The sequence below is a fragment of the Streptomyces sp. NPDC101151 genome (assembly GCF_044768335.1).
Lineage (GTDB): Bacteria > Actinomycetota > Actinomycetes > Streptomycetales > Streptomycetaceae > Streptomyces.
In genome coordinates this window covers 92678-111026 of sequence record NZ_JBIWPP010000002.1, presented here as the reverse complement: position 1 = coordinate 111026, position 18349 = coordinate 92678, and the positions used below count along the sequence as shown (strand labels likewise).

At 72.0% G+C, this 18349-nt stretch carries 12 protein-coding genes, 1 tRNA gene and 1 pseudogene; 1 reads left to right on the top strand and 13 read right to left on the bottom strand.

All coding sequences use genetic code 11. The annotated features are described in order from the left end of the window. Positions 1–43: 43 nt before the first annotated feature. Both ACIRU3_RS03555 and ACIRU3_RS03550 read right to left on the bottom strand, forming a co-directional pair. Positions 44–416, bottom strand: a pseudogene (locus tag ACIRU3_RS03555) (type II toxin-antitoxin system death-on-curing family toxin). A gap of 251 nt (positions 417–667) precedes the next feature. After that, entirely contained in the window at positions 668–2104 is a 1437-nt protein-coding gene (locus ACIRU3_RS03550) for an MFS transporter (protein WP_404050764.1), read from the bottom strand. 200 nt (positions 2105–2304) lie between these two features. Between ACIRU3_RS03550 and ACIRU3_RS03545 the strand changes: the two genes are divergently transcribed. Then, a tRNA-Cys gene (locus ACIRU3_RS03545) sits at positions 2305–2379 on the top strand. A 270-nt stretch (positions 2380–2649) separates the two neighbouring features. Here the strand turns inward: ACIRU3_RS03545 and ACIRU3_RS03540 are convergent. The 11 genes from ACIRU3_RS03540 to ACIRU3_RS03490 all read right to left on the bottom strand — a co-directional run bounded on the left by ACIRU3_RS03540 (position 2650) and on the right by ACIRU3_RS03490 (position 18301). Then, positions 2650–6498 carry a S8 family peptidase gene (locus ACIRU3_RS03540; protein ID WP_404050761.1) on the bottom strand — a complete coding sequence of 1283 codons (3849 nt, stop codon included), beginning with the start codon at positions 6496–6498 and terminating at the stop codon, positions 2650–2652. Between the two features lie 239 nt (positions 6499–6737). Then, positions 6738–6932: a hypothetical protein gene (locus ACIRU3_RS03535; RefSeq protein WP_404050758.1), complete on the bottom strand. Its 195-nt coding sequence runs from the start codon at positions 6930–6932 to the stop codon at positions 6738–6740. A 61-nt stretch (positions 6933–6993) separates the two neighbouring features. Next, positions 6994–8154, bottom strand: coding sequence for an SUKH-4 family immunity protein (locus tag ACIRU3_RS03530; protein ID WP_404050755.1), 1161 nt, complete (start codon positions 8152–8154; stop codon positions 6994–6996). Between the two features lie 231 nt (positions 8155–8385). Next, entirely contained in the window at positions 8386–8514 is a 129-nt protein-coding gene (locus ACIRU3_RS03525; protein ID WP_404050752.1) for a hypothetical protein, read from the bottom strand. Then, positions 8511–10820: a xanthine dehydrogenase family protein molybdopterin-binding subunit gene (locus tag ACIRU3_RS03520; RefSeq protein ID WP_404050750.1), complete on the bottom strand. Its 2310-nt coding sequence runs from the start codon at positions 10818–10820 to the stop codon at positions 8511–8513. Before ACIRU3_RS03520 ends, ACIRU3_RS03525 begins: the two co-directional genes overlap by 4 nt. Beyond that, a complete protein-coding gene (locus ACIRU3_RS03515; protein WP_404050748.1) occupies positions 10817–12403 on the bottom strand; it encodes a 2Fe-2S iron-sulfur cluster-binding protein in 1587 nt (528 codons plus the stop codon). Before ACIRU3_RS03515 ends, ACIRU3_RS03520 begins: the two co-directional genes overlap by 4 nt. Then, positions 12400–13293, bottom strand: coding sequence for an FAD binding domain-containing protein (locus tag ACIRU3_RS03510; RefSeq protein ID WP_404050747.1), 894 nt, complete (start codon positions 13291–13293; stop codon positions 12400–12402). Before ACIRU3_RS03510 ends, ACIRU3_RS03515 begins: the two co-directional genes overlap by 4 nt. Positions 13294–13538: 245 nt before the next feature. Further along, on the bottom strand, positions 13539–15173 hold the full coding sequence (locus tag ACIRU3_RS03505) for a beta-N-acetylhexosaminidase (RefSeq protein WP_404051875.1): 1635 nt from the start codon (positions 15171–15173) through the stop codon (positions 13539–13541). Between the two features lie 10 nt (positions 15174–15183). Beyond that, complete coding sequence (locus ACIRU3_RS03500; protein ID WP_404050745.1) at positions 15184–16029, bottom strand: carbohydrate ABC transporter permease; 846 nt, start codon at positions 16027–16029, stop codon at positions 15184–15186. Then, complete coding sequence (locus ACIRU3_RS03495) at positions 16026–17012, bottom strand: carbohydrate ABC transporter permease (RefSeq protein WP_404050743.1); 987 nt, start codon at positions 17010–17012, stop codon at positions 16026–16028. Before ACIRU3_RS03495 ends, ACIRU3_RS03500 begins: the two co-directional genes overlap by 4 nt. Next, positions 17009–18301, bottom strand: coding sequence for an extracellular solute-binding protein (locus tag ACIRU3_RS03490; protein WP_404050740.1), 1293 nt, complete (start codon positions 18299–18301; stop codon positions 17009–17011). Before ACIRU3_RS03490 ends, ACIRU3_RS03495 begins: the two co-directional genes overlap by 4 nt. Positions 18302–18349 lie beyond the last annotated feature (48 nt).

Here is an 18349-nt window from a genome sequence, read left to right as displayed (position 1 = left end):
CAACGGCCGGACGGGGCCTGGTCCCCCCAGGGTGGGATCCACGTCACAGCCGCCGCAGCCGCCCCGCGATCACCGCCACGTCGCTCGCCTTGCCGGAGGCCACATCGATGACCAGGTCGTATGCGGTGTCCTGGTCGGCGTCGGCGAGATCGACCCCGTTGCGGGCGAGGAAGACGGCCGTCGCCGGCCAGGCGGTGCGCTTGTTGCCGTCGACCAGGGGGGTTGGCGGCGAGAGCGTGCAGCAGGGTGGCGGCCTGCTCCTACAGGTCCTCGTAGGCGGCCGTACCGAACATCCGGGCGCGGGGCCGGTGCAGGGCGGAGGCCGGCAGCCCGGGCTCCCGCGCCTCGGGCGGACGGCCGCCGAAGGCGACCTCGGCGATGGCGGTGGCGTCGGCGACGGTGAGATGGCGGCTCATTCGCCGAGCCTCCTCAGCAGGTCGGCGTGGCTGTGGGCGAGGCGCTCGGCGAGGGCGCGGACGGCTGTCCCCTCCTCGTGCAGACACCTGCGTACGGCCCCCGGCACCACCTCCTCGGTCGGGCGGCCGGACGCGTCCGCGAGGTCGTCCAGCTCCTGCTGGACGGCGGGGTCGGGGGAGAGAGGGTCAGCTCATGCATGCGGAAGGGCCAGGGCGCGCCGCCAGGGCCCGGCGACCGGTTCGCGGAGGGCTCAGCGCTCCCGCAATCGCCTGGTCACCCATGCCCCCACCAGCGCCACCCCCGCCATCGGAAGGAACACCGCGGCGAAGGCGGCGGGGTGAGCGGCGCCGGACGCGGTGGCCGTGGCGGCTGCCGTGCTGCCGCCGCCCAGGGCCGCGAAGGCCGCACCGGCCGCCGCCAGGAGGACGACGTTGGAGAGGGCGTCGGAGATCTGCAGCGCGGCGGAGTTGGAGCCGGCCTCCGCAGGGGCGGACAGGTGGAGCAGGAGCACGCTGGCGGAGGAGATCACCAGCCCCATGCCGAAGCAGCCGAAGCCCCAGGCGACGGCGACGGTCCAGACGGGCACGGCCTGCACGAGCACACTCGGCGCGGCGGTGATCGCGGCGGCCACCAGCACCATCCCCGCGGTCATCAGCCGCTCCCGGTACGGCTCCACGCGCGGCCGGGACTGCACCCACGAGCCCAGCGCCCAGGTTCCCCCGCCCGCGGCCAGCGAGAAGCCGGCCAGCGTCGGCGACATCCCCCGCTGGGTGACCAGCATCAGCGGGACGAAGGACTCGGCGGCGATGAAGGACCCCGCGGACACCCCGCGCAGCAGCACGACGGAGGGCAGCCCGCGGGCGGCGCGGTAGGTGCCGCGCGGCAGCAGGCCGAGGACGGCGGGCACCAGCAGGGCGGCTCCGGCGAGCCCGGGGAGCAGGGAGAGCCACCGCAGGTCCTGGGCGGCGTACTGGAGGAGCCCGGCGCCGAGGGAGACGGCGAGGGCGAGGCGGATACGGCGTCGGTCGAAGGAGGCGGAGTCCTCGGTGCCCTCCACCGGCCCTGCCGCTCTGCGCCGTATCTGCGGCAGCGCCAGTGCGAGCGGGAAGACCACCAGGACGGGTATGCCGAGGAAGACCCACCGCCAGCCCAGGTGCTCCGTCACGGCGCCCGAGGCGAGGGGCCCGACGATGGACGGTACGACCCAGCCGGCGGCGAAGGCGGCCATGATCGCGGGCCGCAGCCGCTCGGGGTAGGCGCGCCCGACGACGACGTACAACGCGACGATGACCAGCCCGCCGCCGAACCCCTGTACGGCCCGTCCCAGGATGAACACCCACATGACCTGGGCCGTCCCGGCGACGACGAGCCCCGCGGCGAAGGCGCCGATGCCCGTGGTCAGTGCCCCGAGCGGGCCTCGCCGGTCGGACCACTGCCCGGCGAGCACCATCCCGAAGAGGCTGGTCGTGAAATACCCCGAGAAGGCGAACGCGTACTGCGCCACCCCGTCAAGCTCCCGCGCCGCGACGGGCATCGCGGTCCCGACGGCGGTCGCCTCGAACGCGATGAGCAGCACGACGGACACGATCCCGATGCTGAGTGCCCGGTACGACCGGCTCAGCACACCGCCCTCTGTGCCGGCGGCATCAGCCACCACAGCGGTGTCAGGAGATTCGAGGGCGGTCATGCTCGCCAGAGTAAGTCCCACAACCCGGTTTGACCCCTGTCGGTGGTCCCACCCGCCCTGCGACCTTGGTCGTACACCCCACGCTTCATGAACGCCGTGTGGCAGCCTCGTTGCAGCACCGGAGCTTCCCTTGAACGGCTCCTCGGCCCCACCGTACGGTCAATGCACCAAGTCCGGCCCGCCACCAAGGCGACCGACACGGCCGTGTGCCCGAGTGGCCCAGGGACTCGCCTGCAAAGCGAGGTACGCGGGTTCAATTCCCGCCACGGCCTCCATCTGCCTTGAGCAGGCGGAGCGGAAGGGTGGCACCCCATGCCGGGTGCCACCCTTCCGGCCGTTTGCAGGTTCGAATCCCGCCGGGGAAACCATTTCTGCCCTGCATCGGAGCGTCAGAGAGGCGCTCGGAGTCGATCTGGACCTGGGCTCAGCACAAGATCAGAAGGCCCGTCGCCAGGCGCAGACGACCCGGCGGGTGCCAGGGTCCTGAGGGCCCTGGCACCCGCCGTGGTTCAGCCGGACCGGTCGGCTTCAGCGTTCCCGGCGGCTCACGCGGTCCCGTGGTGCAGGTAGGCGCGATTCACGGTCTGCTGGACGCTGTTGCCGTCGGCGTCCGTGGCGGTGACCCGCAGTGTCACGTACGCGTCGCCGTGTACGCTCGACGGCCGCTGCACGGTGGCGGTGAACCGACCGGCACCGCCGTCCCGCGCGGTGCGCGCGGCGGCCCAGCTCTTCCCGTCGTCGTACGACGCCTCGACCTTCAGCGTCACCCCGCGGGGGGTTGCCATGCCGTCCTGCATGCGGACGGTCAGGCCGAGGGCGTGCGCGCGCGCCGCGCCGGCCGCGTTCTGTGCGTCGGCCGGTACGTCGTAGTCGAGCTGGAGCAGCGGCAGCAGGGTCGTGTCGGCCGCGGTGCCCGAGTGGAACGTCCACGAGGTGTTGCTGTGGGTGCCGAAGTGCCAGTCGTCCGAGACGCGGGCGGTGGTCAGGTCGAGCCGGTACTCGGCGTTGCCCGCGGGCACCTCGAAGTTGCCCCACGCACCGTTGTCGGACGTGGCGATCTGCTCCCCGTTCCGGTACAGCACTGCCTTGGCCGTGTCGTTCACGGAAGCCGTGCCGACGCCGCCGCCGATTCCACCGAAGGGGTCGCTCTCCGCGAACGACCAGTGGCCGGGGCCGGAGTCATTGAATTCCGGGACGTACACCGACAGGGTGTCGCCGTTGCGCACCGACGGCAGGCCCTTGCCACGCGGGATCGACGGGCGGACCACTGCTCCGAACCACCGCTCCGTGGCGCGCCGGCCGGGCTGGTAGGTGTGCGGGTCGTCATGCATGCCGGCCTGCAGCGGGAAGTCGACGTTGTCGACGACGCTGTGGTGCACGACGTGCTGCCACAGCGTGTCCCCGGCGCTCACGTACTCGACGCGTTCCTGTCCCACCGGAACGTAGCGGCTGTACTGGTTCCACGCGGTGTCCTCGAACGGCCGCCATCCGAAACGCTGTTCGCTCGCCCACGACGAGGCACCGGTGCGGGTGTACGTACTGCGGACCTCCGCGCTGTTCCGATCCGAGACGGTGTGGACCACCTGCTTGGGGATGGAGCCCTTCGAGACCTGCATCACGTCGTACAGGTACGGGCTGCGGACGGTGCCGGAGAACTCCACCGTCGCGGCGCCCTTCGCCATGCGCTCCAGCAGAGCCGTCCCGTTTTTCCAGGAGGTCTGCATGGTGGGCAGGGCCATCCGGTCACCGTTCGGCTGCCACCGGGTCCAGTCGGAGAAACCCTCGGGCTGCACGAGCAGCAGCGCCTTGGCTCCGGCGGCCGCCGCGGCCTGCGCGAGAGCCCGTCGGTCGTACCAGGCGGAGTTGTCGTCCCGTACGACGGCCAGCTTGCCGCGCGCCCCGCGGAAGTCGGGCGCCGCCGCCAGGCCGACGGCCACAGCGGTCAGCCGCGCGCCCTGGTCCCCGAAGACCGGGGAGGTCGGCTGGTAGTACGGGGCGAACTGCTGTGAGCTGCCCGAGACCTTGGCCCGCAGCTGCGGGGCCGTCATCTGCCAGCGCGAGGAGAACTCGAAGGCACCGTCGGTGACCGGAGCAGTGGGGCTGACATAGAGCCGCTTGACGGTGTCGAAGAACAGGGCGCCCTGGAGCAGGCCGTGACCGTCGATCTGGCGGTAGAACATGGTGCTGAGGACGCCGTGCTGCTCGGCGGGGCGCGGCGTGCGGATCTTCACCTCGGTGACATCGGCGGCATTCAGCGTCACCGTCATGTCCTTGGTGACCTTCACCTCGGGGTCGACGATCTGACCGGCCTCTTCGCCGTCATCGGTCCGGTCGTAGAAACCGGAGTTGATGTTGTACGTGCCCTCTTCCACGACGGCGACTCCCGCTTCGCGATCCGTGTAGTTCACGAACCCGTCGGGGCCCCAGATGGTCGGCAGTGAGCCGGGCACGATCTTGCCGTCGCGGTCGCGGTAGACCACGGTCAGCCGGTGCTGGGGGGCGTGCACCACGAGGGAGACGGTGGTGTGGGCGAGCACGGTGCCGTCGGCGGACTTCGCGGTGACGTATCCGTAGAACTTGCCGCGGACCGCGTGGGTCGCGTCGGTGCGCAGCGGCACGTCGGCGGTGGCACCGGGGGCCAGTTGCACGGTGCTGGAGTCGGGGCTGACCACCCCGTCGGGGATCGCGTGCCCGGTCTCGGTGGCCAGATCGGCGACCAGGGAGAGGGTGAGCGGGTGATCGCCGGTGTTGGTGTAGCGCATGGTGGCCGCCTGCTGCTGCCCCTGCGTGCCACCGGTTGTCAGCGGGGCGAGGGTGACGGAACCGGTCGCCGTGACCGGGCCGATGGCCGCTGCCACGTCGATGCGGCCGCCGCCCTGCTCGGTCACCTTGGTGCCTGGCACCGTGTGCGCGGTGCTGATCAGGGCGTCCTTGAGCTGCTGGGCGGTCCAGTCCGGGTGCTGCTGGGCCAGCAGCGCGGCGGCGCCGGCGACGTGCGGGGTGGCCATGGAGGTCCCGGACAGCGCGACGTAGTTGGCGTCGACCGGGTCGCCCAGGGTGGTGCCGGCCGCGCGGGCGGCGACGATGCCCACGCCGGGGGCGGTCACATCGGGCTTGACCGCGTCGTCGCCGAAGCGCGGGCCGCGGCTGGAGAAGGAGGCCAGGGAGTCGTCGCGGTCGACGGCGCCCACGGTCAGCGCGGAGTCGGCTGCGCCCGGCGTGCCGACGGTGGACCGGCCCGGGCCCGAGTTGCCCGCCGCGATCACGAAGAGCGTGCCGGTGGAGGCGGTCAGGTTGTCGACGGCCTGGCTGAGCGGGTCGGTGCCGTCGGTCTGCTCGTCCGCCCCGAGGCTCATGTTGACGACCTTGGCGTGCTCGGCGGTCGCCCACTCCATTCCGTCGATGATGCCCGACTCGTCGCCGTAGCCGTTGTCGTCCAGCACCTTGCCGATCAGCAGGTCGGCCTTGGGTGCGACACCGCGTCGGGTGCCGTCGGAGGCGGCGCCGCTGCCGCCGACGATCGAGGCGACGTGGGTGCCGTGGCCGAAGTGGTCGCCGGTGTTCCCACTGCCGGAGAAGTCCTTGGCCTCCGCGATGCGGTCGACGAGGTCGGGGTGACTGGCGTCGACACCGGTGTCGAGCACGGCCACCTTGACGCCCTGGCCTTCGTAGCCGGCCTTCCAGGCGGTGGGGGCGTTGATCTGCGCCGTGCTGCGGTCCAGCAGCGCCTTCACCTTGCCGTCCAGCGAGATACGCGGGGTGACCGCGGTGCGGGCGGCGTCCGGCGCTCCGCCGGGGTTCAGCGTCTTCCAGAACTTCCCCAGGTCGTGGCCGGCGACCCGCACCGACCGCGCGTGGATGCTCTCCAGGTCACGGGAGGGCGTCGCCGACGCGTTGAGCGCCACCAGGCGGTCGGCCGTGGCCGCGGCTGTCTTCGCTGCCCGTGCGGTGACCCTGGCCCCGGCCCGCGACGGCTCCGGCCGTGAGGAGACGATCAGCGGCAGCGCGGAGGTGCGTGCCTCGTCGTAGCCCTGGGAGATCAGTGCCGTCACATTGAACAGCTGCCGGTCCAGGGTGCCGGCCGACACCAGCGCCTCGGCGTCGAACGGCATCACGGTCAACTGTTTGTCGTCCCCCTCCAGCGTCTGGAAGGGGATGTGCTCGCGCCCGGGTGCGGGCCGCACCGACGCGGTGTGCCGTCCGCCGGGCAGCGTCGTCACGGTCACCCGGTCACCGGTCACCAGCCGGACGGTCACGGAGTGGGCCCCCGGCACAGCGGCGGGACGAGTGGTGGTCCCGGTAGCCGCCGTCTGTGCCGCGAATGCGACTGGCATGAATCCGGCAACCAGTGCCAACCCTGCCGATATTGCCGCCGTCAGGCGGATTCTGGACATCAGTGAGACACCTCTCGTACAGCTGGGGGCGCAAGCTGTCCGAAAGCATCCGTTGATGCAGCTCAACCTGTCACCGGCCTCAGGTGTCGCAACTGCGACATGCTCCAATTGCGACACCGGCCGCGCAAGGGCACCGCTGGGGGAGCGACCGAGGACGGGCGTCCGAAGCCGGTTTGCGGGCCGGGTGTTGGAGCAGGGGCGCCGGGTCGTCCCCGCCGGTCTTCAACCGCTGTGGCTGTTCAGTCGGACGCGGTCGCTGCGACGTTCTCGGTCGCGTCGGGCGCCGACAGGCTCTCCGTGCGGGCGAGCACCTTGTAGCCCCCGCTGCGCTGCAGCTCGGCCAGGTAGTTGGACCGGCTCTCGTGGGACCAGTCGGTGAAGCCGTCGGGGGCGTTGAATTCCTCGACGGTGGTGACGACGCGCACGATGCGCATGCTTCCCTCCCTCGGTTCGGTGGACCGAGCCTACGGCCGGGGAACGCAGGGGCCGCACGCTTCAGAGCACCCCGCCCGCCTCGTCCTGGAACAGCTCCGTCCAGTAGTGCCAGTCGGTGTTCGCGGACAGGCCCGTGGGGTCCAGCGATGTCAGGGTCTGGATCATGGCCGCGGCCAGGTGGTCGTAGGCGGCCGTCGTCAGCTCGTTGGCCAGGTGTTCGTCGATCGTGCGCTCGTGGTGCAGGAGCCAGAGGGTGAAGGCCAGGGTGGAGGCGTCGGTGTTCAGGGGGTGGAGCGTCGCCTCGGGCTCGCTGAAGGTGAGGATCGCGCCCGTTCTGCCGTCGATCACCAGGCTGTTGTCCTCGATCAGGTAGCCGAGGCGGATCAGGTGGTCGCAGTGGGCGGGGAGGGCGTCCAGCGGATAGTCGTCGGCGCGTTCGCCGGTGAAGTACTCGGTGAGGGTGGGCAGCGGGACGTCGGTGTCGGCGTGGAAGAGGACCGCCTCCTCCGGCAGGCCCGTCTCCCGCAGGAAGCGGCGGGTCGGCTCGTGGGTGAGCGTGGCGGGGAAGTCGACCTCCTCGAAGCGGGCCACCCGGCCGGGGCCGAACTCCTGGTCCAGCACACGGGCGGGGACGTCCAGGGTGAGGCCGGAAGCCGTGCCGGGGCCGGCGATGAGCGCCAGCGGACGGATCAGGGCCGCCGCCTTCCAGTACGCCGGGACCTCGCCGTCCGTGCCCTCCTCGAAGAGGGTGAGGAGGCGGCGGGAGGCCTCGGTCACCGTCTTGGGGCCGTACTGGCCCGAGAGTGAGGAGAAACGGCCTCGGAGGCCTGCGAGTTCCTCCGTGACCGCGGCGAAGCGCAGAAGGGTGTCCAGGGAGGGGGCGAAGGGGCGGGGGTCGCAGGGGTCGAGGAGGTAGGCCGTCGTGAGCTCGCCCGTGTCGCCGTCGAGCAGGATCGACTCGCGCTCCATCCCCGCGGGGTTGAGAAGTTCGCCTATCACCAGGCGGTTGCGCAGCTCCTCCGCCAGGCGGAAGGGGCCGTCCGTGGCGTCGCCGAGGGTGCGCAGGCCGTGCGCGCGGAGGGGGGAGAACGTCAACAGGTCGGTGTCCGCGGGCAGTCCGGGGCCGGTGAGCAGTCCGCGCGTCGGTGCGTGCGTGACGTACCGGTCCAGCTCCGCCTCGGTCAGCGTGATCGCCGGAATCCCGGCGTCGGTCGTGCTCATCGCTCCCCCGCGATCTTCCTCGGTGCGTCGGTCCCTGGGCAGGGCATGCCCGGCCGCCCTCCGGCCTCCCGTCGGAAGCGGCCGTCCCTCACTGCCCAGGACACTACGCCGCACCACTGACAACGCCCGTGGATAAAGGACGCCGGCCGGGGCACGTCCGTTCCGCACGGGGACAATTCGTCTGGACCAATTCCCCGGGGCGTGGGAGGCGGTTCCCCCGGAGGCGGTTCCTCAGGTGAAGTAGATGCCGCCCAGGACGACGGCCAGGGCCGCCACGGCGAACAGCACGATCCACAGGAACAACTTGCCCACGCCGGGCGGGGGCTCGTAGCGCGGCTCCTCGGGCGGCGTGCTGCTCACTGGGGCGTCACCACGGCGGCCTGCGGACGGATCGGGAGGCGGTTGACCGGGCGTCCGGTGGCCGCGCGGACCGCGGAGGCGATCGCCGCGGGGGACGTCACCACCGGCACCGCGCTGACCGACTTGGCGCCGAAGGGTGCGACCACGTCCCGTTCCTCGACCAGCTTCACGATCCGGATGTCCGGCGCGTCCAGCGCGGTCGGCAGGGCGTATCCGGTCAGGTCGGGATGGCGGATCAGACCGCGGGGCGTACGCAGGTTCTCGGTGAGGGCGATGCCCACGCCCTGGGTGACGCCCGCCTCGATGCGCGAGGCGAGTTGCGACGGGTTCAGCACCCGGCCCACGTCCTGGGCGACCGCCAGCTCCACCACCCGGACCGAGCCGAGTTCGATGTCCACGTCCACCACCGCGCGGATCGCGCAGAAGGCGAGGCCGACGAACGCGTCGCCCTGGCCCTCGGCGTTCAGCGGCTCGGTGGGGTGCGGGCGGCACTGGGCCGTGGCCCACAGCTCCTTGCCGTCCATCGCCTCGGTGACGGTCGTCGACAGCACGCCGTCGTACGAGGTGATCTTGCCGTCGGTGATCTGGAGCAGCTCCGTCGACATGCCGAACTTGTGTGCCAGCGGCTGGAGGAGCTGGGTGCGGACCATCTTGGCCGCGCGTTCCACCGCGCCGCCCGACACCCAGGTGTGGCGGCCGCGGCAGCCCCCGCCGGCCGGGGGCTGGTCGGTGTCGACCGGTGCCACGTGCACCTCGTCGATGCCGAGCGTCTCCTGGACGATCTGACGGGCGAGCGTGGTGAAGCCCTGGCCCGTCTCCACGGCCGCGCACAGCACGGTCGCGACGCCGTCGTGGACCTTCACGGTCGCCGTGGAGACCTCGTCGGCGCCCTCCGTGCCGAGCATGTGCACCATGCCCAGGCCGTAGCCGACGCCCCGGCGCACCGCGCCCGGCTCGCCCGCGCCCTCGGGGCCGCCGGGCAGCAGCCACTCGTCCTCGGGAGTGTCCTTGGGGAGGGCAGGCAGGGGGAAGTCACGGACCGCCTGGAGGAGTTCGGCCACCGGTGCCGGACAGGTCACCGTCTGGCCGATCGGGAGGACGTCTCCGGTCGCGAGCGCGTTGCGCAGGCGCAGCTCGGCCGGGTCCACGCCCAGTCTCTTCGCGAGCTTGTCCATCTGCGCCTCGTAGGCGGCACACACCTGCATGGCACCCTCGCCGCGCACATGGCCGGAGGGCGGGTTGTTGGTGCGTACGGCCCAGCCCTCGATGAAGGCGTTCGGGACGACGTACGGCCCGCAGGCGAAGGAGACTGCGGCGGCGAGTGCCTCGGCGGAGGTGTCGGCGTAGGCGCCCGCGTCGAGGAGGATCTGCGCCTCGACCTTCACCAGTTTGCCCTCGGCGTCGGCGTGGTGGCGGTAGCGCAGCAGCGTCGGGTGGCGGTGGACGTGGCCGAGGAAGGACTCCTCGCGGGTGGCCGTGAGCTTGACCGGGCAGCCGGTCTTGAGGGCGAGCAGGCCGAGCGGGAGCTGGAAGCCCTGGTCCTCGCGGTCGGCGGTGGCGCCGGGCACCCCGGTGACGACGATCTTCACCCGATCGGGGGACAGGCCGTAGCAGGCCGCGGCCGTGTTGCGGTCGGCGTGCGGGTCGGTGGAGGCCAGGTACAGCTCCACGCCGCCGTCGGGCCGCGGCACCGCGAGACCGGCCTCGGCGCCGATGGGGGCCGGGTCCTGGCGCCCTATGCGGTACTGGCCCTCCACGACGATCTCGCCGGCCGCGTCCGGGTCGCCGTGGCGCAGCGGGATGTGCCGGATCAGGTTGCCGTCGGGGTGCAGGGGTTCGGCCTCGAAGGCCTGCTCCGGGTCGGTGACCGGGTCGAGCACCTCGTACTCGACGATGACGGCGGCGGCCGCCATGCGCGCGGTGTCGGGGTGGTCGGCGGCCACGGCGGCGATGGGCTCGCCGTGATGGCGTACGACCTCGGAGGCGAACACCGGGCGGTCGGGGGTGCCCCGGCCGTGGCGGGGGGTGCCGGGCACGTCCTCGTGGGTGACGACGGCCCGTACGCCGGGCATCTCGCGCGCGTGGGTGGTGTCGATGGACACGATGCGCGCGTGCGCGTGCGGGGAGCGCAGTACGGCCGCCCACAGCAGGCCCTCGGCCCACAGGTCGGCCGCGTACGGGAAGGTGCCCTCGGTCTTGGCCCGGGCGTCGGCGTGCGGCAGCGAGGCGCCCAGGCCGTGCGGCAACGGATCGACGGCGGGGGCCGCTTCCGCGGCAGTGGTCGCGGTGACCGTTTCGTTGCTCACACCTGGCCTCCGTCCTGGCCGTAGTGCCGGTTCTGCGGTCCCGGTGCACCGAATGTGCCCGGGCTGTCGAAGACGCCCGGTGTCTCGAACGCCGACGGGTTGACGCCGCCGGAGCCCGGGCCCGCCTGGTGCGGAATACGTGCCTCGTCCGCGTCCGTCCCGGCCTCGGCGGCGGTGTGCGCCTCGCGTTCGGCGACGACCTCCTTGACGGCCTCCAGGACGCCCCGGTAGCCGGAGCAGCGGCACAGGTTGCCGCACAGGGCCTGCCGGGTCTCCAGCTCGGTCGGGGCGGGGTTGCCCTCCAGCAGGTCGTGCAGGGTCATCGCCATGCCCGGTACGCAGAATCCGCACTGCACGGCACCGCACCGGGCGAGGGCCCGCTGCACGTCGGAGGGCTGCCCGTCCGCGGCCAGGCCCTCGACGGTTCGGACCTCGCTGCCCGCCGCGGTGACCGCCGGGACCAGACAGGAGGCCACCAGGCGTCCGTCGACCTGCACGTTGCAGGCGCCGCACTCGCCCTGCGAGCAGCCGTCCTTGGCTCCGGCGAGGCCGAGCCGTTCCCGCAGCACGTAGAGCAGGGACTCGCCGATCCAGGCGTCGGTGACGGGGCGGTCGGTGCCGTTGACCCGCAGGACGAAGGAGGCGAGGGGGTGGTCGTCGTTCGGCGCGGGGGCGCCCCGGGCGGGGCCCGCGGCTGCGTCCTGTTCCGGAGCATCCGGGTCGTCGTCGGCCCGCGCCTGCGCGGCGGGCTCGGCGGCCTCGGTGTCCTCCGGCGCACCGGCCGGGTCCGCTCCGGCCGTGTCCGGTGCGTCGGCCGGGGGCCCGGGGTCCACAGGGGTCTCTGGTGCGGCCGTGTCCGGCGCTTCCCCGGCCTCCGGTGCGGCCGAGGGGGCCCCGGAACCGCCGTGCGGCGCCGGGCTGCCGGCGGGGCCGTCAGGGGCCTGGGCGGGCCCGGCCGGGGCGTACGGCGCCGTGGGCGCGTACTCCGGTGCCGGGGACCCGTCGGCCCTGCGGGGTCCGGCGTCGGGCTCGGGCTGTCCCCACGGCTGTCCCGCGGTCTCCGTCGCCCAGGGCGCGGGCGCGCCGCCGGGGAGGGTGGCCGGCGGGGTGCCGCCCCACTGCTCGACCAGGGAGGACGTGGTGAACTCGCCCGATTCGTCGGGAAGATCACCCCCGGCGACGGGGATGGACCACTGGCCGGTGACGTCGTGCCCGGGGGCGGGCGAGGCCGCCGGCTCCTCGAAGGTCCACTGCTGCGTGGCGGCGGGGTGGTAGGTGAACCGGTCGTCCGCCGCCTGCTCCTGGGGCACGGCGTTCGGGTCGGGCCACTGCCGGCCGTCGGCGGGCATCGTCCACGTACCGGTGGCGGCCGGGTCGCTCGCTCCCGGGGTGGCCGTTATCTGCGGCGGCACATAGCCGTGGCCCGGTGCGGCCAGGGGACTGTCACCGGACAGCAGGGCGTCGATGCCGCCTTCGGGGAGCTTGACGAAGGCGGTGGCGCCGTCGTCGTAGTCGCCCTGGGGCAGCGGGTTCCAGCGTCCGCCGCCCTGGGGCGTGCCCTCTCCGTGCTGGTCGTCGGTCACGACAGTGCCCTCCCCAGTGCTCGTCGGGCCAGCGCGGCGACGGTTCGCCGCAGGTGCAGTACGGCGGGCGGCAGCGGGGCCACGGAGCCGTCCGGCTCCGGGGCCGGGTCGGGGATGCAGGCCGCGGCGACGTACTCCCCGAAGGCGTTCAGGGCCTCCGGGACGAGCGCGCGGTCGTTGTCCCAGTCGATGAGCCGGGCGACCCACTGCTCGGCCTCCAGGGGCCTGAGCGGCATCGGCGCTATGGCACCGACGGCACACCGCACCCCGCGCCGGGCCGGGTCGAGCACGAGGGCCACGGAGGCCACCGCGCGGCCCGGGCCGGTGCGTCCGGTCGCCTTCAGGAAGACCTGGGGGGCGTGCAGCAGGGGCACGCGCACGAAGCCGATGAGTTCGCCGCCGCGCAGCATCTCCACGCCGGCCAGCAGATGCGACACCGGGATCTCCCGGCCGGATCCGGCCGGGCCCGCGATGATCAGCGTCGCCTCGAGGGCGGCCAGCACCGGCAGCGCGTCCCCGGTGGGGGCGGCCGAGGCGATGTTGCCCCCGAGGGTGCCCGCGTTGCGGATGTGCGGCGGCCCGGCGGCGCGCGCGGCGGCGGCGAGCGCCGGGATCAGGGCCGCGAAGTCGGGGCGGCCCATGCGTGCGTGCGTGAGGCCCGCGCCGAGCAGCGCGTGGCCGTCCTGGTACTGCCAGCCGCGGATCTCGCTGATCCGCCCGAGGCCCACCAGGGCGGCGGGCCTGAGCTGACCGGAGTTGACGGCGGCCATCAGGTCGGTGCCGCCCGCCACGGGGACGGCCGTGGGCATGGCGGTGAGCGCCGCCACGGCCTCGTCCAGCGTCGTGGGCAGCGTGACGGCCTGCGCCGCCTGCGGTGCGTGCGTGGTCAAACCGGCTGCCCCTTCCCGCTGCCCCACCTGGTCCCACCTGTGTGGCCGTACGGTACGTGCTCACAGGGCGGACGTGGCAACTCTGGCACATCTTCGCAAGCCCCGAACGCGGGGGTCCGCTAGGGGGCATTCGCCCCCCTCATCTGCGAGATGGTCCGTTTTCGCACGGCATCACCGGTGCGCGCGAATTGCCACTCTTCGGTGACCCTGGCGGGTTTTTATGCTGTCTGTTCTATATCGGTTCCCTAGCGGTTCGGGGGCGGGCCCTCGATCGGGCGGCCGAGCACGCCGGGGCGCCGCTGCCACGGCCGTGGTCCGGTGGGCGGCCGGTAGGCGACGCCGAGGGCGTCAAGTCGCCGGTAGTGGGCGGCCATACGGCGCTCGAAGTCCGCGTAGTCCCGCTCCTGCGGGGCGGGCAGCCGGCTCCAGGCGACCTCGGCGAAGGCGGCGAGCCTCGGGAAGGTCTGGTAGTCCACCCGCGCGGCGTCCTCCATCACCTCGGTCCACACGTTGGCCTGGGTGCCCAGCACATGCCGGGCCTCCTCGGGGGTGAGCCGGGGCGGAACGGGCTCGAACCGGTAGACGTCCTCCAGGGTGCGCACGAAGCCGATCGGCACGGGTTCGTCCTCGCCCGGGGCCTGCCGGTGGTCCAGGTAGACGTACTGCTCCGGGCACATGACGACGTCGTGCCCGGCCTGCGCGGCCGCGACCCCGCCTCCGTAGCCGCGCCACGAGGACACCGCGGCTCCCGGCGCCAGTCCGCCCTCCAGGATCTCGTCCCAGCCGATGAGCCGGCGCCCGCGTTCGGCGAGCCACCGGTCGAAGTGCCCGATGAACCACGACTGCAACTCGTCCTCGTCGGCGAGCCCGAGATCCGTGATGCGGGTCTTGGCGGCCACCGACTCGCTCCACTGCTCCTTGCGGCATTCGTCGCCGCCGACGTGAACGAACGCCGAGAACTCGGCGGCGTCCGCCGGGAACAGCTCCAGGACTTCCTCGAACACCCCCTCGTAGAAGCGCAGGGTGGTGTCGGTGGGGGCGAGTACGTTGGAGGAGATCCCCCAGGTGTCCCAGACGGTCAGGGCGGTGGTGTCGACGACGTCGGTGTTGCCGAGTTCCGGATATGCGGCGATGGCGGCCTGCGAGTGGCCCGGTACGTCGATTTCCGGGACGACGGTGATATGCCGCTCGCCGGCGTAGGCGACGATCTCCCGGATGTCGTCCTGGGTGTAGTAACCCCCGTGCGGCTTCTCCTCCCACAGCGGCGAGGCCCGGTGACCGAATTTCGTCCGCGCCCGCCACGAGGCGGCCTCGGTCAGCTTCGGGTAGCGCTTGATCTCGATCCGCCAGCCCTGGTCGTCCGTCAGGTGGAAGTGGAAGACGTTGAGTTTGTGCGCTGCCATCAGGTCCAGGTAGCGCAGGACACCTTCCTTGGGCATGAAGTGCCTGGCGACGTCGAGCATGAGGCCGCGCCAGCGGAAACGGGGGGAATCGTCGACGGTGATCCGCGGCAGGTCCCAGTCCTGGTCCGGCCGCAGCGGCGCGCGGCGGAACGCGTCGGGGCCGAGCAGCTGCCGGAGGGTCTGGGCTCCGTAGAAGACGCCGGCCGCGCTGCCGCCCTGAATACGGAACGGATACTCGTCGATGACGACGCGGTAGCCCTCGGGGGGCAGGCCGGGTTCGATGCTCAGCACGATGCGGTTGTCACGGCCGTCCGCCTCCGGAAACGGCAGGCCGGACGCCGCACCGACGGTGGCGCGCAGCCAGCGTGCGACGCCCTCCGTGCCGGGCCGGGCCTCCAGGGCCGTTTCGCTGTCGAGGCTCGTGTACCCGGCGGCGTTCCACGAACAGCGCGCCGGAGCCGGGATCACTTCCACCATGTCTGTCATGTCAGTCCTTGACCGCTCCGCCCAGTCCCGAGACCAGGCGTCGCTGTACGAGTACGAAGAAGACCAGCACCGGAATCGTCATCACCGTGGACGCGGCCATGACCCCGCCCCAGTCCGGCTCGTCCGGCTTGTAGAACACCAGCAAGGCCATCGGCAGGGTCGACCGGGACGTGTCGCTGATGATGAAGGACTTGGCGAACAGGAAGTCGTTCCAGGCCGAGATGAAGGAAAACACGCTGGTGGCCACGAGGCCCGGGAAGACCAGCGGGAAAAGGATCTGCCAGAGGAATCGTCCGCGGCTCGCCCCGTCCAGGTACGCGGCCTCCTCCAGCGCTTCCGGCACGGCTTTCACGAACCCCCTCAGCATCCAGATCGCGAAGGGCAGCGAGAAGGCGAGGTGGGGCAGGATCAGCGAGCCGAGGGTGTTCAGCTGACCGAAGTCCCGCATGAGGAAGAACAGGGGGATGGTGAGGGCTTCCACGGGCACCATCTGGGCCACCAGAAACATGATCAGCAAGGTGGTCCGGAAGCGGAAACGGAATCGTGTGACGGCGGTCGCGGCGAGAAACGCGATCACCGCCGAGACGATCACCACGCTGCCCGCCACCACAAGGCTGTTGACGAAGTACCGGCCGAATTCCTGCTGCCCGAAGACCCGCCGGAAGGAGTCCAGGGAAGGCGAGAGCGTCCACGGCCGGGGCCGGTCGGACTCGATCTCGCCGGCCGGTTTGAAGGCGCTCAGCACCATCCAGTACAGCGGGAAGGCGACGGCGGCCGCGATCAGTAGGGCCGAGACCTCCGCCGCCGACCGCCACGGCCGCCGCACACGCACACGAAGAAGTTTCACAGCTCCTCCCCCTGACGGCGCAGCAGCCGCAGGTACACCAGCGTCACGGCGAGCAGGATCAGCAGCATCACCACGCCGATCGCCGAGCCGAGGCCGTACTGGGACGACGCGAACGCCTTCTGGTAGGCGTACACGTTCAGCACCAGATTCTGCCCGGCGATGCCGCCGCCGCCCGTCATGACGTAGATCTGCGTGAAGACCTTGAAGTCCCAGATGACCGACTGGATGGTGACGACGGTGAGGATCGGCCGGAGCATCGGTGCGAGCACCGAGCGCCAGATCCGCCACTGCGAGGCGCCGTCCAGGGCCGCGGCCTCCAGCACCTCATGCGGTACGGCGCGGATCCCGGCGTAGACCGTCACCATCACGAACGGGAAGGAGCACCAGACCACTTCGAGGAGGACGAGCAGGAAGGCGCTGTAGCGCCCGTACGTCCACGAGTGGTCCCCGAGCCCCAGCACCCGGTCGACCGGGCCGAAGTCAGGGTCGAACAGGAACAGCCACACCGTGGAGCCGGTGACGGCCGGGGTCGCCCAGGCGCCGAGCGCGGCCAGCATCAGCGCCAGCCGGGGTACGGCACGCACGCGTGTGAGGAGCACGGCGAGCGCGCAGCCGACGGCGAGGGTGGAGACCACGCAGGCCGCCGCGAAGACCACGGTGGCCAGCAGCACCTGCCAGAACTGCCCGTCGGAGAACAGGTCGGCGTAGTTGCCGAACCCCCGGAAGACGGTGGGTTCGCCCCCGCTGACCTGGGCCTGGGTGTACTGGAAGAAGGAGATCAGCCCGAGCTGGTAGACGGGGTAGACGAGCAGGCCGCCGAGCACGACAAGAGCGGGCGCGAGATAGATCCAGGGCGTCCGGCCGCCCGCCGAGGTGCGCGGGGCGGGGCCGAATCGGCGGCTGCCGCCGTATGGGCGCGACCGGCCGCCCGCCTCCCGCACCCACCGACGCCCCGCACCCCACGAGCTGTCGGGCGCCGTCATCCGACAGAGCCGAACGCGGAGTTCATCTTCGCCGCCGCCTCCTTCGCGGCAGCGTCCGCGCTCTTCTTGCCGCTGATGACCTCCTGGAACATCGTCGGCAGGACGAGCGAGGAGTCGATCTGCGACCAGGCGGGCGAGGCGGGGACGAACCTGGTGCCGGCCGAGAGCGTCTGCACGAACGGCTTCACGAACGGCTGCCGGGCAGCTGCCCGGTCGCGGACGTCCGTGAAGGTCGGCAGGAAGCCCATCGCGTCGAACAGGGCGGACTGCGTCTTCTTGGCGGCCAGCCGCTCCATGAGGTCCACGGCGAGCGTGCGGTGGGTGGTGCTCTTCAGGACGCCGATGTTGTTGCCGCCCGCGAAGGCCGGGGCGACGGAGCCCGGGGCCACGCCCGGCAGCGGTACGACGGCGTACTTGCCTTTCACCTTCCCGGCCTCCACGGCCGCGTGGCTGAAGTCGCCGCCGATCGCCATGCCGGCCTTGCCCGCGGCGAAGGCGGTCACCGTGTCGTTGCCGCCCATGCCCGCGCACTTGGCGGCGGGGCAGTTGGCGTCGGAGAACAAGGAGGTGTAGGCCTTGATGCCCTTGCGGGCCGCGGCGCTGTCGAGCGCGGAGGCGTACGAGCCGCCCTTGCCGGTGGCCAGGTCGCCGCCGTTGGCCCAGATGAAGGGCATGGCGCCGTAGGTGTAGGCGCCGCCGACGACCAGGCCGTACAGGTCGGGTTTCGCGGCGCGGATCGTACGGGCCGTGGTGGCCAGCTCTGCCATGGACCTCGGCGGCTTCAGGCCGAGTTCGCCGAAGACGTCGGTGCGGTAGTACAGGGCGCGGACGCCGACGTAGAAGGGCGCGCCGTAGACCTTTCCGTCGACCGTGACCGACTGCCGGGCCGTCGGGTCGGTGTTCTTCGCCTCGCTCCAGGCCGAGAACTCCTTGGTGATGTCGAGGAGTCCGCCGTCGTGGACGTAGCCGGCGGTGTCGGTGTTGCCGTACTCGATGACGTCGGGCGCGGAGGACGGGTCGTTGAAGGCGGCCTTGACGCGCTGGGCGCGGGTCTCGACCGGGATGTACTCGACGTCGACCTTGGTGTCCTCGTGGTCCCTCCGGAAGGCGGCGACGACGGAGTCGACGACCTTCTTCTTCGGCTCGTTCCCGACCTCCTGGAAGAGCCAGACCCTGAGAGTGCCGGTCTTCTCGTCCTTGTCGGAGGCGGAGTTGGAGGAGGACTGCGGGGCACAGGCGGTGGCGACGACGAGGGTGAGCAGCGCGGCGAGTGGGGCGGACAGCTTCATGGAGCGTTCCTCCGGAGATAAGTGCGTTGCAACATATGCAATGACTGT

What these genes read in the sequence shown, in the direction of transcription:
- ACIRU3_RS03540 (WP_404050761.1), bottom strand. Translation starts at nt 6,498, where the DNA reads ATGTCCAGAATCCGCCTGACGGCGGCAATATCGGCAGGGTTGGCACTG.
- ACIRU3_RS03550 (WP_404050764.1), bottom strand. Translation starts at nt 2,104, where the DNA reads ATGACCGCCCTCGAATCTCCTGACACCGCTGTGGTGGCTGATGCCGCC.
- ACIRU3_RS03535 (WP_404050758.1), bottom strand. Translation starts at nt 6,932, where the DNA reads ATGCGCATCGTGCGCGTCGTCACCACCGTCGAGGAATTCAACGCCCCC.
- ACIRU3_RS03505 (WP_404051875.1), bottom strand. Translation starts at nt 15,173, where the DNA reads ATGGTGGAAGTGATCCCGGCTCCGGCGCGCTGTTCGTGGAACGCCGCC.
- ACIRU3_RS03495 (WP_404050743.1), bottom strand. Translation starts at nt 17,012, where the DNA reads ATGACGGCGCCCGACAGCTCGTGGGGTGCGGGGCGTCGGTGGGTGCGG.
- ACIRU3_RS03490 (WP_404050740.1), bottom strand. Translation starts at nt 18,301, where the DNA reads ATGAAGCTGTCCGCCCCACTCGCCGCGCTGCTCACCCTCGTCGTCGCC.
- ACIRU3_RS03530 (WP_404050755.1), bottom strand. Translation starts at nt 8,154, where the DNA reads ATGAGCACGACCGACGCCGGGATTCCGGCGATCACGCTGACCGAGGCG.